The 18,733-nt window shown below is 39.4% G+C and carries 22 protein-coding genes; 21 read left to right on the forward strand and 1 reads right to left on the reverse strand.

All coding sequences use genetic code 11. The annotated features are described in order from the left end of the window. Nucleotides 1-61: 61 nt before the first annotated feature. Complete coding sequence (locus tag AC0VZ9_RS10610; RefSeq protein ID WP_019381530.1) at nt 62-220, reverse strand: aspartyl-phosphate phosphatase Spo0E family protein; 159 nt, start codon at nt 218-220, stop codon at nt 62-64. Between the two features lie 172 nt (nt 221-392). On the opposite strand from AC0VZ9_RS10610, the gene AC0VZ9_RS10615 reads away from it, so the two are divergent. The 21 genes from AC0VZ9_RS10615 to AC0VZ9_RS10715 all read left to right on the forward strand — a co-directional run bounded on the left by AC0VZ9_RS10615 (nt 393) and on the right by AC0VZ9_RS10715 (nt 18,705). After that, nucleotides 393-575: a DUF3954 domain-containing protein gene (locus AC0VZ9_RS10615; RefSeq protein WP_386849807.1), complete on the forward strand. Its 183-nt coding sequence runs from the start codon at nt 393-395 to the stop codon at nt 573-575. Between the two features lie 337 nt (nt 576-912). Then, entirely contained in the window at nt 913-1,380 is a 468-nt protein-coding gene (locus AC0VZ9_RS10620; RefSeq protein ID WP_386849808.1) for a LuxR C-terminal-related transcriptional regulator, read from the forward strand. A 129-nt stretch (nt 1,381-1,509) separates the two neighbouring features. Next, nucleotides 1,510-2,097, forward strand: a complete 588-nt coding sequence (locus AC0VZ9_RS10625; RefSeq protein ID WP_386849809.1) for a hypothetical protein — start codon at nt 1,510-1,512, stop codon at nt 2,095-2,097. 82 nt (nt 2,098-2,179) lie between these two features. Then, nucleotides 2,180-2,914, forward strand: coding sequence for a phage terminase small subunit (terS, locus tag AC0VZ9_RS10630; protein ID WP_386849810.1), 735 nt, complete (start codon nt 2,180-2,182; stop codon nt 2,912-2,914). Beyond that, nucleotides 2,895-4,196, forward strand: coding sequence for a PBSX family phage terminase large subunit (locus AC0VZ9_RS10635; RefSeq protein WP_386849811.1), 1,302 nt, complete (start codon nt 2,895-2,897; stop codon nt 4,194-4,196). The genes terS and AC0VZ9_RS10635 overlap by 20 nt, the downstream gene beginning before the upstream one ends. Nucleotides 4,197-4,210: 14 nt before the next feature. Further along, nucleotides 4,211-5,713 carry a phage portal protein gene (locus AC0VZ9_RS10640; RefSeq protein WP_386849812.1) on the forward strand — a complete coding sequence of 501 codons (1,503 nt, stop codon included), beginning with the start codon at nt 4,211-4,213 and terminating at the stop codon, nt 5,711-5,713. Then, on the forward strand, nt 5,713-6,813 hold the full coding sequence (locus tag AC0VZ9_RS10645; RefSeq protein WP_386849813.1) for a phage minor capsid protein: 1,101 nt from the start codon (nt 5,713-5,715) through the stop codon (nt 6,811-6,813). Before AC0VZ9_RS10640 ends, AC0VZ9_RS10645 begins: the two co-directional genes overlap by 1 nt. A 99-nt stretch (nt 6,814-6,912) precedes the next feature. Continuing rightward, complete coding sequence (locus AC0VZ9_RS10650) at nt 6,913-7,491, forward strand: phage scaffolding protein (protein WP_386849814.1); 579 nt, start codon at nt 6,913-6,915, stop codon at nt 7,489-7,491. A gap of 19 nt (nt 7,492-7,510) precedes the next feature. After that, nucleotides 7,511-8,491, forward strand: coding sequence for a major capsid protein (locus AC0VZ9_RS10655; protein WP_386849815.1), 981 nt, complete (start codon nt 7,511-7,513; stop codon nt 8,489-8,491). Nucleotides 8,492-8,508: 17 nt separating this feature from the next. Beyond that, nucleotides 8,509-8,715 (forward strand): hypothetical protein, encoded by a 207-nt coding sequence (locus AC0VZ9_RS10660; RefSeq protein WP_386849816.1) that lies wholly within the window; start codon nt 8,509-8,511, stop codon nt 8,713-8,715. A 2-nt stretch (nt 8,716-8,717) separates the two neighbouring features. Continuing rightward, nucleotides 8,718-9,092: a head-tail connector protein gene (locus AC0VZ9_RS10665; RefSeq protein ID WP_386849817.1), complete on the forward strand. Its 375-nt coding sequence runs from the start codon at nt 8,718-8,720 to the stop codon at nt 9,090-9,092. Next, entirely contained in the window at nt 9,086-9,424 is a 339-nt protein-coding gene (locus tag AC0VZ9_RS10670) for a putative minor capsid protein (RefSeq protein WP_386849818.1), read from the forward strand. Before AC0VZ9_RS10665 ends, AC0VZ9_RS10670 begins: the two co-directional genes overlap by 7 nt. Then, nucleotides 9,421-9,771: a minor capsid protein gene (locus AC0VZ9_RS10675; protein ID WP_386849819.1), complete on the forward strand. Its 351-nt coding sequence runs from the start codon at nt 9,421-9,423 to the stop codon at nt 9,769-9,771. The genes AC0VZ9_RS10670 and AC0VZ9_RS10675 overlap by 4 nt, the downstream gene beginning before the upstream one ends. An 18-nt stretch (nt 9,772-9,789) precedes the next feature. Continuing rightward, nucleotides 9,790-10,188: a phage tail terminator protein gene (locus tag AC0VZ9_RS10680; protein WP_386849820.1), complete on the forward strand. Its 399-nt coding sequence runs from the start codon at nt 9,790-9,792 to the stop codon at nt 10,186-10,188. Nucleotides 10,189-10,201: 13 nt separating this feature from the next. After that, nucleotides 10,202-10,654: a phage tail tube protein gene (locus tag AC0VZ9_RS10685; protein ID WP_386849821.1), complete on the forward strand. Its 453-nt coding sequence runs from the start codon at nt 10,202-10,204 to the stop codon at nt 10,652-10,654. Between the two features lie 29 nt (nt 10,655-10,683). Then, on the forward strand, nt 10,684-11,067 hold the full coding sequence (locus tag AC0VZ9_RS10690) for a hypothetical protein (protein WP_386849822.1): 384 nt from the start codon (nt 10,684-10,686) through the stop codon (nt 11,065-11,067). Nucleotides 11,068-11,073: 6 nt separating this feature from the next. Continuing rightward, nucleotides 11,074-11,676, forward strand: coding sequence for a Gp15 family bacteriophage protein (locus AC0VZ9_RS10695; protein ID WP_475397335.1), 603 nt, complete (start codon nt 11,074-11,076; stop codon nt 11,674-11,676). A gap of 5 nt (nt 11,677-11,681) precedes the next feature. Beyond that, nucleotides 11,682-14,021 (forward strand): phage tail tape measure protein, encoded by a 2,340-nt coding sequence (locus AC0VZ9_RS10700; protein WP_475397336.1) that lies wholly within the window; start codon nt 11,682-11,684, stop codon nt 14,019-14,021. Then, on the forward strand, nt 14,018-14,764 hold the full coding sequence (locus AC0VZ9_RS10705) for a distal tail protein Dit (protein WP_386849825.1): 747 nt from the start codon (nt 14,018-14,020) through the stop codon (nt 14,762-14,764). Before AC0VZ9_RS10700 ends, AC0VZ9_RS10705 begins: the two co-directional genes overlap by 4 nt. Then, nucleotides 14,765-18,505, forward strand: coding sequence for a phage tail spike protein (locus AC0VZ9_RS10710; protein WP_386849826.1), 3,741 nt, complete (start codon nt 14,765-14,767; stop codon nt 18,503-18,505). It begins immediately after the preceding gene. Continuing rightward, on the forward strand, nt 18,502-18,705 hold the full coding sequence (locus AC0VZ9_RS10715) for a hypothetical protein (protein ID WP_386849827.1): 204 nt from the start codon (nt 18,502-18,504) through the stop codon (nt 18,703-18,705). Before AC0VZ9_RS10710 ends, AC0VZ9_RS10715 begins: the two co-directional genes overlap by 4 nt. Nucleotides 18,706-18,733: the final 28 nt, after the last annotated feature.

An 18,733-nucleotide genomic window follows, 5' to 3' on the forward strand; every position in this document is an offset into this window, starting at 1 on the left:
TGTTTTTATAAAAAATGAAACAGAGAATATGTATCTTGACTCTTATTTGAAATTTAAAATGTTATCTGCATTTTGATTGATACTTGAAAATTAATTTATCAAGAGATTGACTGTTTCTTATAGTTTCAGGGTCATCTAACCCTTTTCTTAATCCGGTTTCCAAAAGCACTTTTCTATAAAATTTAATCTTTTTTCTAAGCTCTCGGCAGAAACGACACATTATTTTGCTCCTTTAAATAATAAAAGTCCAGGAACCATTATTACAGATAAAGGAAAAATATTAAATGATTTCGACAAAACTTGTCAAAAAACGACAAAAATTAGTAATAAGAAAAAGCCAAGATTTCTCCCGGCCGACCTAATATAATTTTAGTACTTGGGAGGGATTCCTGGTGAAAACCAATATAGAAAAAATGACAACTGAAATCGATTTAATGAAAAATGCAGTGTATATCGTAAAAGACGGCCATCTAATATTAGTCGATACCCCGCCGAAAGGGTTCGGTAAGCAAGTTATATCCTGGCAATCAGGGAAGCCTTCTCATTATGAATTAAACTACTCAAATAAGATATGATCATTTATTCCATAACTTGGATAGATTGATGGGGACTATTTCTTCCCCATTAATTTGTTTATGTATTATTGGATTTTGAAAAGGGTTGTAAGCATAATTATCACTACCATATTTTGAATTGCGAGCACGGACATCAACACCGAGGACACTTCGAATCATTTTGTGGTATGTCATAGCTGTTCATCTCCTTTGTATTTATTAGATTTATTATTTTTAATTGCTCAATAAAAAATTCATAAAAAAACAAAATAAGTCTACTGGAACAACCAGGGGCACTGAATGGCGAATTAAGCGTTGTTTGGTGTCCATTTTTATTATATCCAAAGGAGTGTTTTTAATGAAAGAAGCTGCCAGCAAACAAATTGAATCCATTCTTAAGGATTATCATTGGATGATGAACTCTATAAAGATACTCAGGGACTCAATGAAAGATGCAGGGGAAGAGCTCACAGCTCAATATGGAGATGAGGCTGGGATGCCGAAAGCTAAAGGCTCCACAAGTGATCCTGTTTATAGAGAGTGTGTACGCAGAGAGAAAAGATATTTAGTTATTCATAAGTACGAGACTAAGATTTCTATTATTCAGGATCGGATGCATCTTATAACAGATGAAAGAGAAATTGAGGTTCTTCATTGGCTGCTTGAGGGTAAAAGTTATCGCTGGATTGCTATGCATATGGGGCTGTCACATACCCACATCGGACGTATTAAAGATTCTATTGTTAAGAAAATGAGTGAATGTGTTCCAAATGTTAAAAATGGTACAAATGATACGAAGTTGCTAAAACATAAATCTGCTTGCTAAACTGAAAGGCAGGACGGGGAGGCGGTTAACAAACTGCGTCCTCTTTTTTAGTTTATTTTTACTTATAGTAAAAAATGTGCAGGAAAAAATCTCCTTTTATAGAAATGGTAGAAGAAGGGAGATGGAAAAATGAGTAAATCGACAATGTTTATTCAACCACTTTTTGATTATAAACCTGAAGAGTGGTTGGCTATGATCTATGGATGGCCGCCTGAGGTAAAACCTGACAGTACATTCTTGATAGGGTTTGCATTTAAAACGAAAGAGTATGCTCGAGAGTTTTTTGACTTATTAAGATCTTACAATCAGGGTGAGGATGTTGATACAGAGGATAACATTCGATTCTCTTTAATTACCGAGAACTTGCAGGACTATTCTGTATATATTTATCCTAGTACCGATAGGGAAAATGTGAAAAAGTTTGCGGATGATTCTGTAAAGGAATTTGGAGATGACGTTCAGCTTTTAATTGCAAACTTGACTATGTGCAAACCTTTTCCTTATGGAGAAGGATCAACATTCAAAAGGTTTAAGGATATTTATATTGAAGGAAATCCTATTGAGCTAAGGGCTTTTGTGTTAAAGAATGGCAACGTGCCTGAACAGATTGAGGATATAAAGCCAATTATTAAACATAAGATTAAAATAAAGCATAGAAAATTATTAACTAAAGATGAATTAGAATATCAACACGGAAAGTCTATTATGGGTAAATAATAGTTTTTAAAGCATTCTTAGGGATGCTTTTTCTTTTGCTCCAAAACAAACACAAATACTAGGAGGTGGCAGGTGATGTAGCATGGCTGAGAAATATGTCCAAGCTGAAAAAGATTACGTCAAAGGCATGAAGTACAAAGACATTGCCGAGAAATATCAGGTGTCGCTTAATACAGTGAAGTCCTGGAAAAAGCGATATGGCTGGAATCGTAATAGAGGTGCACCCAAAGAAAAAAGTGTGCACACAAAAAAGCGGGGTGCTCCTAAGGGAAATATTAATGCAAAAGGTAATAGAGGAGGAGCTGCTCCAATAGGAAATTCCAATGCAGTCACTCATGGTTTTTTCTCTAAGTTTCTACCAGAAGAATCATTAGAAATCATGAACCATATGCAAGAGCATTCCCCTGCCGATTTAATTTGGGATCAAATACAGATTCAATATGCTGCCATTATCCGAGCACAGAGAATTATGTTTGTTGAGAATAAAGAAGACATAACAAAGGTCTTAAAAAAGAAAAAGGACTCAGATTCTGCTGAAGAAAGAGAATGGGAATATCAATTTGCTTGGGATAAGCATGCTACTTTCCTAAATGCTCAGTCCAGGGCAATGGGCGAGTTGCGTTCCCTTATTAAGCAATTTGATGAGATGGCACACATACATGATGAGCGCAGGCTAAAGCTAGAGCTAATGCGAACAAATATCGAAAAGACCAAGGCTGAAATCAAACAAGAGGGCGGAGATGCCAGCAAGGTTGTGATCGTGAATGATAAAGAAGCAATGAGGAAGGCGTTAGAGAATGACAGTCAAAACGATTAATGTCATGGATTTAATGAACGTCAATTTCTATTCCCTCTGGCTTGCTGAACAGTCCCATATAGTCGCTAAAGGCGGCCGTTCCTCAATGAAATCCTCAGTGATTAGTCTAAAGCTTGTGGTCGATTTTTTGGAAGATGACTTAGGTAATGTCGTTTGTCTTAGGAAAGTAGGAAAATATCTTTCTACTTCTATTTACGAACAAATTAAATGGGCCATATACATGCTAGGTGTTGAGGATGAATTTTATTTCGGGAAATCCCCTTTGCTGATTCGGCACAAGGCTACAAACACGGCTTTTTATTTTTATGGCGTCGATGATCCCATGAAGATTAAGTCAGCCAAAATTGCAAAAGGCTATGTCATGGCACTGTGGTTTGAGGAAGCAGCAGAATTTGCTGGTGTTGAGGATATTGACATAGTTGAAGATACTTTTATCCGGCAGGAGATTGAGGGAAAAGAGGTTAAGGTGTTCTTCTCCTACAACCCTCCCAGAAATCCATACAGCTGGATTAATGAGTGGTTGGATACTAAAGCCGGGGATGATGATTATTTCATTCATCATTCAACGTACCTTGATGATAAAAAAGGGTTCTTATCTGAGCAGATGATCCGGAAGATTGAGAAGTACAAGGAAAATGATGAAGATTACTGGCGCTGGATGTATGCCGGTGAGGTTATCGGTCTTGGTGACATGGTGTACAATATGGACCACTTCCATGAAATCGAGGAGCTGCCAAAGGATGATGATCTAATTCTTATCGATATAGCCATTGATACTGGGCACCAAGTATCTGCTACGACATTCCTGGCTTTTGGATTTACGAAAAAGAGGAATGTAATCCTACTTGATACCTTTTACTATAGCCCAGAAAACAAAGTCGTAAAAAAGGCTCCGAGCGAGCTTTCAAAGGATCTGAAAGAATGGATGGATAAAATCCAGCAAACCTATAATCGACACTTTGATCAGCAAACCATCGATTCAGCAGAGGGAGCTTTGCGGAACCAGTTCTTTAAGGACTATGGCATCCGGCTTCATCCGGTAGTGAAGAAAAAGAAAATAGATATGATCGACAACGTCCAGGACCTATTGGCTCAGGGGCGTTTTTTTGTGCTTAAAAAAGCAACCAATGAGATTTTCCTTACCGAACATAAAAAGTACCAATGGGATGCTGATACCTTACAGAGTGATGATCCGAAGGTTATAAAGATTGATGATCATACATGCGATGCCTTCCAATATTATGTTCAGGATAATTTGAGAAAGCTTGGATTGAAATATTAAGGCGGTGACAACTAATGTTTAAAAACATGCTGGCCCGCATAAGGCAGGTGATGTACAGAATGGGATTGATTAAAGGCATTCAGAAGCTGGCCGATCACAAGGACATCCAGATTAATGAGGATTTCTACAAAAATATTGGGAATTGGAAAGCTCTCTATAAAGGGTATTTTAGCGAATGGCATGATATCCGATATACAACGATTGCGGGACCGAAAAAACGTCGAATGGCTTCCCTGAACATGCCTAAGGTGGTCTCTCAGGAGCTAGCAACATTAATCTTTAATGAGCGTTGCGAGATATATATTTCTGATAAGACTTTGTCTGAGAACATCCATGATGTCTTTAAGAATAATAACTTCGTTAAGAAATTTCAGGATTACTTAGAATACCAGTTTGCTATGGGTGGCATGGTGATCAAGCCTTATGTGGAGGATGAGAAATTAAAGCTCTCTTACGTAACAGCTGATTGTTTTATCCCGATTAGCTGGGACCATAACACCATTCGAGAGGCTGTTTTCATAAATGAATTCAACAAGAAAGGAAAGAAATACACTCACCTGGAATGGCACCTGTGGGTTGGGGAGACCTATCTAATCCGGAATGAAGTCTATGAAAATAATACAGGCGAGGAATTAGGGGTTAAGGTTCCACTGAAGCAATTTTTCCCGAATCTTCAAGAGGAGATTAGGATATCTAATTACAAGCGACCGGGTTTTGTCTACTTTAAGCCAAACATAGCCAATAACTTGGATACTACAAGCCCATTAGGGATTTCCATTTTCGCCAATGCGCTTGATACGCTGCATTCCTTGGATATCGCTTTTGACTCCTATCAACGGGAATTCAAGCTTGGGAAAAAGCGCATTTTAGTACCGGATACAGCTATTCAAACCGTTATTGATCCAATAACTGGCCAAATGCACCGTTATTTTGATGCCGAAGATGAAGTTTACCAGGCGATGGCTCTTGGCGATATGGATGCTAATAAAATAGCAGACATTTCAGCAACACTTCGTGTCGAGGAACATATTTCTGCGATCAATTCCTTGCTCAATGTCTTGGCAATGCAAATAGGTTTCTCTTCCGGTGCTTTCACTTTCGATGGCCAGGGAGTCAAGACAGCAACAGAGGTTGTTTCTGAAAACTCTAAGACCTTCCGGACCAAGCAAAGCCATGAAAACCTTATTGAAGCTGGCATTCAGGAACTAGTGGAATGTATCCTTCAGGTCGCTGAGCTATATCAGTTATTTTCTCGGCCAGAAGGTGAATATGAAGTCACAGTTGCTTTTGATGATTCGATAGCAGAAGACCAAAACGCAGAGATTGCAAAGCAAGTTCAGTTGGTTACCAATCAGCTGACTTCTAAGAAAAAGGCGATTATGAAAATCCATGGTTTTTCAGAAGAAGAAGCTGAGCAGTTGCTGAATGAAATTGCAGAAGAAAATGCAACAGCAACGGCTGAAGCAATTGATTTCTTTGGTCTTAACAATAATAGACAAGACCAGGGTGAGACCTAATGGAACCACTAAGACAGCAGCAATTGACAATGCCTATTATCGAAGTCTTTCTATCCATTGAGGAAGAAATCCTTTTAAACATTGCCATTATCCTGAAACAAGGAAAAAGTCTGCTGGAAGAAGATGTGGAAAGGTGGCAAACCGAGAAGCTTGGTCAACTAGGAAAATTAACACAGCAAAATATTATAACCATAGCTAAATATGCGGAACTTTCGATTGAAACAGTAACAGCTATGCTTGAAGAAGCTGGCTATGAAGCTATCACTGATTCAGAAATGGAATTGATCGAAGCTGTTGCTCAAGGAATCTTGCTGCAACCTCCTTTATCTAAAGAAAGCCCTGTTCTTGAAGCGGTATTAGTGTCTTTTCAAAGGCAAGCAAGGGAAACTTTCAACCTGATCAATACAACCATGTTAGATCAGTCTCAGCAAATATATTTAAATATCTTGAATGAAACAACAGGAAAGGTCCTCACAGGCACAAAGACACCAAGACAAGCACTGGCAGAGACAGCTGCAAGGTGGGCAGAACACGGAGTTCCTGCTCTTATTCGAAAAGATGGGGCCAAGATGTCAACCGAAGCCTATGTATCAATGGTTACCAGGTCAATGTCAAACAGTGTTGCCAATGAAATGCAATTTGCTCGAATGGATGAATACGGGGCAGATTTAGTTGAAGTCAGTTCCCATATGGGAGCAAGGCCAAAATGTGCAAAGTACCAGGGGAAAATCTTTTCAAAATCAGGGAGCAGTAATAAATACCCTCCTCTTTCATCTACTAGCTATGGTGAACCCGATGGACTAAGGGGGATCAATTGCCGACATGTTTTTTATCCCTTTATTGAAGGTTTTTCAAAACGTGTGTATAGACCTTATCCGGCTGCAGAAAACAGGAAGGTCTACAAGGAAAGCCAGAAACAGAGGCACTTAGAAAGGGAAATCAGGAAAGCTAAAAGACAATTAGCTGTTGCAGAAGCCCTGGGTGAATCTGAAGCCATAGATGCTGCTAAAAAGAAAGTACGGCAGCGGCAAGCTAACATGAGAGCCTTTATTCACGATACAGGCCGAACAAGGCGGTATGAGCGAGAAAAGGCTTATTAATAATGGTGCGTCTTTTTAAAGGTTAGACGCCATAAAGAAACGGAACCTTTTGCGTGAGGTGTGACACGCTAAAAAACATTAAAAAGGAGATAAAAATAGATGGACTTAAAAGAATTGCTTGGAGAAGATCTTTATAAGCAAGTCATGGAAAAAGCGGGAGATAAAAAGATTGCAATTGTTTCTGATGGCAATTGGATCCCTAAAGAAAAGTTTAATGAATTGAACGAAAACACCAAGGAACTGAAAAAGCAGTTAAAAGATCGTGATGCTCAATTAGCTGAACTTGGCGAAAAGGCCAAAGGTCATGAGGAATTAATGGTCAAGATTAATGAGTTAACAGAAGAAAATAAGAAAACTGCAGCTGAATATCAGCAAAAGCTTGATCAGCAGGCTTTTGATTTTGCATTAAAGTCTGCTATAACAAATGCCAAGGCTAAAAATCCTAAGGCGGTTGAGGCTCTATTAAATAAGGATTCTATCAAGCTGGATGGAGATAAGCTCCTGGGCTTGGAAGATCAGTTGAAAGCATTGCAAAAAAGCGATGCTTATTTATTTGAAGCAGAGCAGCAACCTAGTAAGCCAACATTTTCACAAGGCCAACACCAAACGACTCCAGCTGGTGAGCCTAGCACTCTTTTAGATGCACTAAATCAAAGGTTTTCAACAACCAATAATTAAGATTAGGAGATGATTGTTCATGCCAATTACTTTAGAGCAAGCAAAGGTTGGAATGGCAGACCATATTGACCAACAGGTTATCGATGAATTTCGTCGCGCTTCCTTCCTTTTAGATCGGTTAACATTCGATAATGCTGTTTCACCTGGGACAGGTGGATCAACTTTAACATATGGTTACACGCGTTTGAAAACTCCTTCAACTGCTGGGTTCCGTGAGATTAACAGCGAATACACAGCAAATGAAGCAGACCGCGAGAACCAATATGTGAATCTTAAAATCTTTGGGGGAGCGTTTAAAATTGACCGTGTAATTCAAGATACTAGTGGTCAAATCAACGAAATGAATTTTCAAATGCAGCAAAAGATTAAAGGGGCTGCCAACCTGTTTCATTACACTGTAATAAATGGCGATTCAGCTGTCGATTCTAAAGCATTTGATGGGTTAGATAAGGCACTTACTGGTTCTAATACAGAATTAAACACTGATTCTGTTATTGATCTTTCAGATGAGGCAGGATTAGAAAGTAAGAAGTTTGCTTTATTAGATGAGATCGATAATTTCCTAGCGGAATTAGATGGCCGGCCAACTATGCTTATGGGGAACAGCAAGTTAATTACCAAAATCAAATCGGTTGCTCGCCGGGCTGGTTATGCAACAAAGTCTGAGGATGGCTTTGGACGTACCGTAACAGGGTATGATGGAATCCCACTAGTTGATCTTGAATATTTTTATGACGGTACTTCAACCATTCCAGTTGTTCCAATCGTTAACCGTACGGTTGGTACTGAGCAAACAGGATTAACAGATCTTTATGCTGTTTCCCTTGGCATGGATGGATTCCATGGTGTTTCGCCTACCGGTAATAAAGTGATTCGTACTTTCTTGCCTGATTTCAACTCTCCAGGAGCTGTTAAAACAGGTGAGGTAGAAATGGTGGCTGCTGTTGCCCTAAAAGCTACCCGAAAAGCCGGTGTTCTCCGTAATATTAAAGTTCAATAAAGGAAGGAGCTTTTTTTATGGCTAAAATTAAAAGCCCTAATCCTAATTACAACGGGAATAGCGCTTCCCTTCAATTTGTTAATGGAGAAGCTGAAACCGATAATAAATGGTTGCTGGAGTGGTTTAAGAATAAAGGTTATACGGTTGAGGAATCTAATGAACCTAAAAAGAAGAACTCAGGGAAAACGGAAGCTAAAAAGCCTGAAGGTAAGAAGGATGAGTAGTCATGCCCTATATTGATCAGGCTTTTTATAATGATGTGTACAAAGGTATTCCAATGGATGCTGAAAGCTTTAACAAGTTAGTATCCAGGGCTTCAGATCTTATTGACATGGTGACTAATTACAAGCTGTTAGGTATCGATTTATCCAAGGAACCTACTTTGATTCAAACCAATGTTAAAAAAGCTGTTGCAGCACAAGTTGAATATATGTTCTCAGATGGTGGGGAATTGTCAATTCATGGCGGTTCCCCTTCTTCTGTGAGTATAGGCGGTTTTAGTTATACAGAAGGATCCGGTGTAAAGATAGTTTCTGAAATGGCCCGAAGCTATTTAAGGCCAACGGGATTGCTGTATATGGGAGTTGGGGTTAGATGTTAAGAATCAGGCCTATTCCTCGGAATCTATTAATCCATGAAGCTACTTATGAACAGTTTGAAGAAAATGGGAGGTATGGTGAAACCTATTTGCCTGCAGTAACCCTGAAAAACATCAGGATCAACTTTGAAAAAAGTTTTAACCGGGCAGGAGATACAGAAAGCAAAAGTATTAAAGCTCTAATGTTCTATGACCAAAAGAATTCAAGTTCTTCTGGCATATTCGAATTCAAGGAAAAATCAAAGGTGACATTCCAGGGTGTAACAATGCAAGTTCAGCGGGTTAATCCTCTGTATACCGACACCCTTCATCATTATGAGGTGGAGTTAATATGATTCGTTTCAGCGTGAATCTGGAATTGGGGAATATCGAACAACGGGTTGAAGAAGCGGTAGATGCTGGTCAGAAACAGCTGGATCAGGAAGTTTTGAAGGGTTCAAACTATTTCATTCCTAAAGATACCGGTGAACTTGAACGTTCAGGGGTTCGAGCTTCACAAATCGGAAAAGGGAAAATTATTTGGGATCAGCCATATGCCAGAAAGCTTTATTACAACCCGCAATATAACTTTTCCAAAGATGCAAATCCAAATGCGCAGGGCTTATGGTTTGAAGCTGCAAAAGCCCGTTTTCTTAGTGATTGGGTGCGCATGACACAACAGGCCATTAATCGGCACTTGTAAGAAAGGGGTGATTCCCCTATGCCTTCAGATTTTATTGACGATATGGCAAATCATTTAGAAGCAAATTTTTCTCTGTTTGATGCCCTGTCAGTTGATGTCCTGCCAGAGGATCTAAATGCAATTACAATCCGGAGAACTCCTGCAACACCTTCAGAAAGGTTCATGGATGGTTCAAGGGATTGGATCATTGCCTTTCAGATCCTTGTTAAACATCAAAATCAGGGCCAAGCCATTGACACTATGAATCAATTAACTATTTACCTTGATGAATTAGGAAAAGATGCGGTGATTCCTGCTGATGGATCCTATCAATTTATCAAGTCTGAGATCTACACAATGCCTATTTTGGTTGAGAAAGACAGCAGGGGCAGTTATATCTATTCAGCGTTATTTAACGCCACTTTGACGAAATATTAGGGGGGTTTTATGAATGGCAGGTTTTGAACTTAATTCAGCACATAAATTTGAAATTGATACAGCGCAGGATCAGACAGGCACAGGCGCAACTTATGAGCGGGTTGCAGCCGGTATCAATTCATTTGATCCACAATGGAATGAAGAAATTGATCAAACGCCTTATTTAGATGGTGAGGGGTTCGGTTCTTCTGATGTTACTTCAGCGCAACTTGTAATTACTTTTGAAGGACATAGGAAATATGGGGATCCTGCACAGGATTTTGTCGCAGGCCTTCAAATTGAAACAGGAGAAGCCCGGAAAACAAACTTCCGTTGGACAGATCCAAGCGGGGATATGTTTGAAGGATGGGTGACTGTTGCAAATATCGTGGGCGCTTCTGGAGCTGCTAACGAAAAGAGCACATTCAGCTTTGAAGTGCATTTCAATGGAAAACCAACATTCACGGAAGCAGGCACAGGCGCTTAAATTAAAAACTGTTAAAGGGGAATGAAACAATGGCTATTAAAATTGACGTTCAAAAAACCTATGAAGAAGTCGAGATTGCAGACAAGGTTTATAGAATGTATCTCAATGATGAAAGTTTGAGAGAGTACGATAAAGTTTTTAAACGTTTCCGCAAAGAATCTGCAAAGATGAAGGACAGAGATTATTCCGATATGACAGAAAAGGAACAAAAGGCAGCGGAAAAAGAGAATTACGAGATTATGTTTACCGTTGTAGAAGTTCTTTTGGGTGAAGGATCTTTTGAAAAGGTATATGCAGATACCGGGAAATCATTAATTGTTATGGCTGATATTATCCTTCAATTAATGGAAGTAGTGGGAAAAAGAATGCAAACCTTCAAGAAAAGAGAAAAAGCCTATTACACAGGAAAATAAAAGCCTATGAAGCTTACAGAAAGATTTACTGATGAAATCATATTTCGAGGTCATACAATCAAGCTGAATCTTGCATTTGACAACGTTTTGAGGGTGGATGAACTCCTTCATGATGATACATTTGATGAATATGAAAAGCTAGATATTTTGTATGAAATGCTTGTGAAAAATGCCTATGAGTTGGAATTATCCATTGAGGATATTGCCGAACTCATAGGCTTTCTTTTTGATCGTGTTCTTTATCCTGGGAATCCAGAAAGCAAGGGCAAAAGTTATTACGATTTTGAACAAGATGCCGGGTTTATTTATGCTTCATTCCTTCAAGATTACAAAATAGATCTTTTTGAAATGCAAGGAAAAATACACTGGCATAAGTTTTTGGCCCTGTTAGAAGGTCTTTCTGATGATACCAAGTTTAAAGAAGTTGTGGCGATTAGAGCGCAGAAGATCCCTGCACCTACTAAATACAACGTGGAAGAACGCAAGCGAATTATTGAACTGAAGCGACTTTATAGGCTTAAAAATGAAAAACCTTCCCTTGAAGAAGCTGATGCAGCTTTAACAGCAATTTCGGATTCTATTAAAAAATCCTACAAAAAAGGTAGGTGATTTGAATGCCTTCAGGTGACGGGCGCATTGTCATTAATACAGAGATAAATACAAATGATGTTGAATCAGGCCTTAGACAAATTGAAAACCGGGTGCAAGATGTAGCAGACAGAATGGGAATCATTGGCGATGCTATGACAAAGGGTGTGAGTGTTCCCCTTACAGCAACAGGCGGGGCAGCCATGAAGTTTGCTAATGATTTTGATGTAGCAACAGGCAGAATCCAAGCCGGGCTTGGTGTGACCGGTAAAGAAGCTGAAAAGCTTACAGGTGTAGCCCAAAAAGTGTTTGTGAACGGTTGGGGCGAAAGCCTAACTGAAGTATCAGACACTATAACCCTTGTTAGAAACAATATGGGGGAATTGAACAACGCAGACTTACAAAAAGTTACCGAAGGAGCCTATATTTTAGCAGAGCGGTTCGATGCTGATGTAAACGAAAGCACAAGGGCAGCCGGGCAATTGATGAAAGATTTCGGTGTCGATTCAACCAAAGCCATGGATATGCTCACATGGGGATTTCAGAACGGCTTAGATTATACAGGTGAATTCCTTGATACCGTTCGTGAATACAGCCCGCAATTTAGAGAAATGGGCTTCACAGGAGAGCAGATGCTGAACACCCTGAAAGCCGGGTTTGATGCGGGCGCTTGGTCATTAGACAAAGTTGGTGACAGTATCAAGGAAAGTCATCTTAGAATGTCGGATATGTCTGAAGCTACAAAAGAAGCCTATAAATCATTAGGCTTAAACGCTGAAGAATATGCCGGGAAGATTGCCAAAGGTGGAAAAGAGGGAAACAAGGCTTTCCGAGAAATTATTCAAAAGCTTATGGGCGTTGAAGATGCCACTTTAAGGAATCAATTATCAACTGATCTATTCGGAACACAATATGAAGATCTAAGAGAGAAAGTTATCTTTTCCATGGCAGGAGCAAGCAAAAGCATAGAAGGCTTGGAAGGAACGACACAAAGAGCCGGAGAAGCTTTGCAGGATAACTTTGGCGAAAGGCTTCAAATAGCATTCAGGCAACTTCAGGAAGCTTTAATTCCTTTGGGTAATGTCCTTTTAGACATGGCAGAATTTATACTTCCTTATCTAACTTCAGCAATTCAAACCGTATCGCAATGGTTCCAAAGCCTTTCCCCTGTTGGTCAGCAAGTAGTAGCAGTTATAGGATTAATTGCTGCAGCTGTTGGCCCGTTTTTAACCGTATTCAGTATGATGATTGGTCCACTAACAACAGCCTGGCAATGGTTATCAAAATTAGGGCCTGTTTTTACAGCTATCAGAACCGCCATGCTTGCCCTGACTGGCCCTGTCGGGTTTATTTCAGCAATTGTTGTAGCTTTGGCCCTTCTAATCTATGAAAATTGGGATTCTATAAGCAATTGGACGACAGAAAAATGGGGCCATATCAAAAATTTCCTTTCCAACATGTGGAGTTTAACGAAAATCCTTTTTGAACAATCCCTAAAGTTCATATCTGATTTTATAGATAAAACTTGGAAAGCTGCCAAAACAGTAACAGAAAATACATGGAATGGTATAAAAACATTTTTCTCCAATACTTGGCAGGGCATGAAAAACGCTGCAAACAATGCAGCTGAGAATATCAGAAGCTATGTTTCTGGAAAATGGCAAGCCCTGAAAGACAAAACCAATGAAATTTACAATTCCATAAAAACCAAAATACAAAATACTTGGAATGATGCAAAGGGAATTGTCCAAAACACAGCTGAAGCAATTCGCAGAACTGCTGTTGATAAATTTGTCGCCTTAAGGCAAGGCGTTCAAGAAAAGCTTTATGAAGTTAAACAGAAGATCATGGACATATGGAATCAGGCCCAAGATTGGCTTGAAGGTGTTGATCTTGAATGGATAGGGCGAAACATCATAAGCGGTCTTATTCGTGGATTGTGGGGCATGTTTGGAAGCCTGATGGACACAGCCAGAAGCATTGCAAAAAGCATTGCAAGCAAGATCCAGAGCGCATTAGATATTCATAGTCCTTCAAGGGTAGCCATTGAATTAGGTTCATTCTTTACGGAAGGTTTAGAGGATGGGCTTTTAGCTAGGGCCAAACAACTGATGAAAGCAGCAACCCAAGTAGGGGAAACTGTTGCCATTGGCACAAGGAAACCTTTGCAAGATGCTAGATTAGATATTTCAAAACAGAAAGTTCATTCTGCACAAACTGCTTCAAGTGCTGCTGCAGGAGTTGTTCATAAAACGATTCAGCTTATTATGCCGAATGTACGAAATGAAAGTGATGCAAGAAGCATTTCTCAGAAACTTGCAAGCTTAGAAAACAGGTCTTTGCGTGTAGGGGGTGTTAATCCATGAGTTGGGGATTTTCCTTCAACGGAATTCATTCAACATCAAAAGGAATAAGGATTACAAATATACAAGGTCGTGACACACTCCCGGAGATCGAAAGCCGAACGGCTCAAGCGCCTTCTAAAAATGGGGTTCATTACTTTGGTTATCGGTTTATGGAGCGGAGAATAACGGTTGAAATTAACCTTTTCGGTGCTTCTCTTTTTGATTTCAGAACAAAAATAAGGGATTTGGCTTCGTGGCTGAATCCCAAAAATGGACCACAAGAACTGATTTTCGATGATGAAACTGATAAGAAATATTATGCGGTTGTAACCGAAAATACAGATTTTGAAGGGATCTTTGCAAAGCGGGTGGCAGAAATTGAATTCCTTTGCCCGGATCCATTTGCTTATTCCATAACAGAAAGTTCTGCAACGATTTCAAACGATTCTGCAACAATAAATAATACAGGAACGGCAGAAGCATTTCCTATTATCTTGGTCGATTTTTCGGCTTCAGCTACTGAGTTAAAGATTGAGAAGAATCCAAATGAATTTATACGGATTGTGCGTAATTTTGTAGCGGGTGATGAAGTTGTGATTGATTGTCAAGTTGGCACAGTTACTTATAACGGCGCAACAAACTTAATGACTGCACTTGATATTAATTCAGATTTTTTCTCTTTGGATCCAGGAGATACAACATTAACTGTTACGCCTGCTGGGGTTAGTGCAGTAAGCCTTGTTTATGTAAGAAGGTGGCTATAAATGAACAAACTTTTTATATTGGATGGACAATCTGAAGGGCTTCTTGCTGTGTTACAAAATGACAACAGCAAGAAATGCCCTTTTTTTGATGCCATTCACACAGAGCAATTAAATAAAGATCATACTTTTGAGTTTTCAGTTCCCGCAGATCATGAAGCGGCTGCACACGTGAAAGAAAACAATCTTGTCACATTCAAAGACGAAGATGGAGATTTTCAGTTATTCCAGATTTACAAAATCGAAGAAGAACACAACGGAATTGAAATTGTCACAAAAGCTTATGCTGAACATGCTTTCTTTGAAATGAATGATGATATTATCGAGGACTTGCGAACCGTTGACGGAACAGCAGACAGTGCTATGATTGATGCCCTTTCTAAGAGCCGGTTCAAAAAAGGAACTGTTGCGGATCTCGGCCTAAGAACAACAAATTTTTACTATGAATCTGCCATTTCTTCAATTCAGAAGATCATCAGTACATGGGGCGGGGAACTAAAGAAACGCATAAACTTTGACGGTTCAGCCATTATAGGGCGTTTTGTGGATCTCCTTGCAAGGCGGGGAGCTGATACCGGGAAGCGGTTTGAATTCACAAAAGATCTGGTTTCCATTAAAAGAACTGTTGATGCTTCTAACCTGAAAACGGCCCTTTATGGGCGTGGAAAAGGCGAACAGACGGAAACAGGAGGATACACAAGGCGCATAGACTTTTCGGATGTGGTTTGGAATGGTTCAGGCCTTGATCCTGTTGATAAACCATTAGGTCAAAAATGGGTTGGGGATCCTGTTGCCCTTGAACGATTTGGGCGCATTGATCCAGACACAGGGAAGAAAATGCACAGATTCGGGATCTTTGAAGATGGAGAAGAAACTGATCCAGGAGTTTTATTAGAAAAAGCGTGGAATGCCCTGCAAGGCACAAACACACCAAGAATCACTTATGAAATGAATGTTTTAGACTTGGAGCAATTCACGGGACTTTCCCATGAAAAAGTTCGTCTCGGCGATACTGTTTTTGTCATTGATAAAGAATTCAAGCCTGCTTTAAGGGTCGAAGCAAGAGTTATCGAAATCAAACGTGATTTAGTTAGCCCTGAAAACACAGAAATTATTCTTGGCAATTTTCTTCCTTTGTTCACTGATCTTGCTTCAAGATTGAAAAACATAGAAAGCAAGGTAGATGGAAGAACCGGGGTTTGGGATGAATCTGGGGAACTTGGCCCTATTGATGATACTGATTTTGCGGATATACTCCCGGCAAAACCAAATGTAACGGCTTCAGGAGCCTTTTCAAAAGTCATTATTGAATGGGATGCAGAACTTAAAAGCTATATCAAGGAATATGAAGTTTTTGTTTCAACTGTTCCTGACTTTACTCCTGATGATTCAAACCTTGTGGCCCGGACTATTGCCAGCGTATTCACATATGAAGGCGTACCAAATCAGCAATATTATGTGAGGGTTAGAGGAGTAAACAGGGCAGATGCAGCAGGGCCATTCTCTGACGAAAAAACAGCAACAACAGCCCGGATTGGTTCTTCTGATCTTGCTGATTTGCTTGTAACAGCCGAAAAGTTAGCAGCAGGAGCGGTTGGAAATAACAAGCTTGATAGAACTTCAGCAAACAAGATTGTCATTGATTCAGCAGATATTAAGAAAGCTGCAGTTGGATCAGCGGCCATTGCAGATTTAGCCGTTGGAACCGGGCATATACAGAATCTTGCTGTAACGAATGGGAAAATTGCAAATTTAGCTATTGATACTGCCAAAATAGCGGATTTGGCTGTTACAAATGCAAAAATTGGCGATATAAGCGCAACTAAAATCACTTCAGATTATTTAAATGTTGCAAGAATTGATGTTAGGGCGCAACTTGGGGCCAACATTTCAACAGCAGAAGAAGGTTTATATGGGTTTATGAAACCCGTTACCTTGAACGGTGAGATATGGTATCAATGGAGCGCTTTAAATACTTGGATTTATTTAATGGAAGATACAGATGCAGATCAATATAACAGGCCGGTTCCAAATGATGGGGATGAAGTTGCATTTGATTTCATGTTATATGCACAAAACTCAGGAACAGCGCCAAGTCTAACAATGGGAATCAGAGTTTATTTTGAAGATGGAACTTCATATATACAAACTTTCTCACTTAGCAGTATTGTTTCTGTTCCGGCTAATACAGCAAAACGGTGTCAATTTTCTAGAAAGATTCCTGAAAATGCTTACTCAGGTAAAAAACCTACCTATTGGGAAGCTTATTTTTACACTTCTACTTCTTCCACTAAGCTATATGTCCGGGAAACAGACGTAAGAATCAGGCTTAGAGGGAACTTAATTGTTCAAGGTGATATAGAAGCTAAGAACCTTACAGCGTGGGAAGGTTTGAACGTCAATAATCAATTTATTGTCGATGCTAACGGAAATGTTAAATTTGCCGGAACACTTGAAGCGGGGGTTTCTATAAATTCGCCAACAATTCAAGCGGGTTCTTTTTATGGCGGGAACATTTACATGTACGGAACAAGTGCAACTATTAAAACCATGGATGATCCAAATGCGATAACCGAAATAACTCATATTTACAATGGTTCTATATCCCAAAGGAAATATGCTGCACCCGGTGACTACGAAAATGTCAGAGAAAGCAATATAAGATCCGGAAGGTTTGAGATTTCAAACGGAACAGGCATAAGGGAATCGCTGAGAGATAATGACATTGAATATCATATTGACGGAAGCCTTTTTCCTTATGAATACAAGTACGAAGCGGGAGATACAATCCTTGAATCTGGCCTATTGGCTTCTGACATTGTGGGTCTTAAAGATTCTATGGATGGAGACATAACGGGATGGCCTATGTATATTCATGCCGACAGGTTAGGAATCGGACTAAGTAAAGCAAACTCAACAGACCCTGAATATACCGGGCTTTTGCTTGATATTAGACAAGAACGTCTAACAACGACAAAACGAACACAGCTTTCTTCTCCAAACGGGATGAAATTTAACATTCTGAACTCAGGAGACTTTACTTTTCAAGGGAAAACCCATATTGATGCAGATAGCGATTTACTGCAACTTCATGGCGCTACACATTGTTATATTGAGTTTTTCAAAGGCACAACGACAAGAAGCGCTTATTTTGGATTTGGTAGCTCAACTTCTGATGAATTCGCATTTGTGAACGAAAGATCTGGCGGGAATATATTCATTAGAACAGCCACAGGCGCTCAATTATTGCTTACTGCTGACAATGAGCAGAGATTTCCGAAGTTATACAATAAAACAACAACAGGCGGGGCAAATGTTCATGTTAATTCCAGCGGTTATCTTTGGCGTTCTTCCTCTGCTCGGAAGTACAAGCTTCAGGAAGAAGCAATTGATCTTGAAGAAGCTAAAAAGATTCTGAATGTTGATCCTAAAACATGGTACGACAAATACTCGGCTGAAAAGTATGCGGATCTCCTAACAGAAGAATCCAAAGGGGCAGAGATTGATTGGGATGAAGTGGGCGTGTCTGACGTTATAAGAATTCCCGGATTGGTTGCTGAAGATCTTATTGAAGCGGGGCTTGAAAGATTTGCGGTATACGGCCCTCCAAATGAAAACGGTGAAAGAGAACTTGAAGAAGTTCAATATGACAGAATCCCTGTTTTATACATTCCTTTAATCAGAGAATTGTTTAACAGGGTTGAAGTATTAGAATCTAAAATTGCAAAGGATGGTATCCAATGAGCGAACAAAAACAAACAATTTCTATAGATCCTTATCTTCAAAATGAACTTGGAAAACTAAAATACGAAAATATAATCTTGAAGGCACAATTTGATAATGTGGTTTCTCAAAACAATGAATTGCAGCAGAAAATCCAGGAACTTGAAAACAAACTTATTGAATCCAAGGAAGTCAAGGATATAGAAGAACCTAAAAATTAAGGGTTCTTTTTTATTTCCTTCAAGGGAG

It is taken from the genome of Cytobacillus sp. QJM3NY_8 (genome assembly GCF_056173585.1).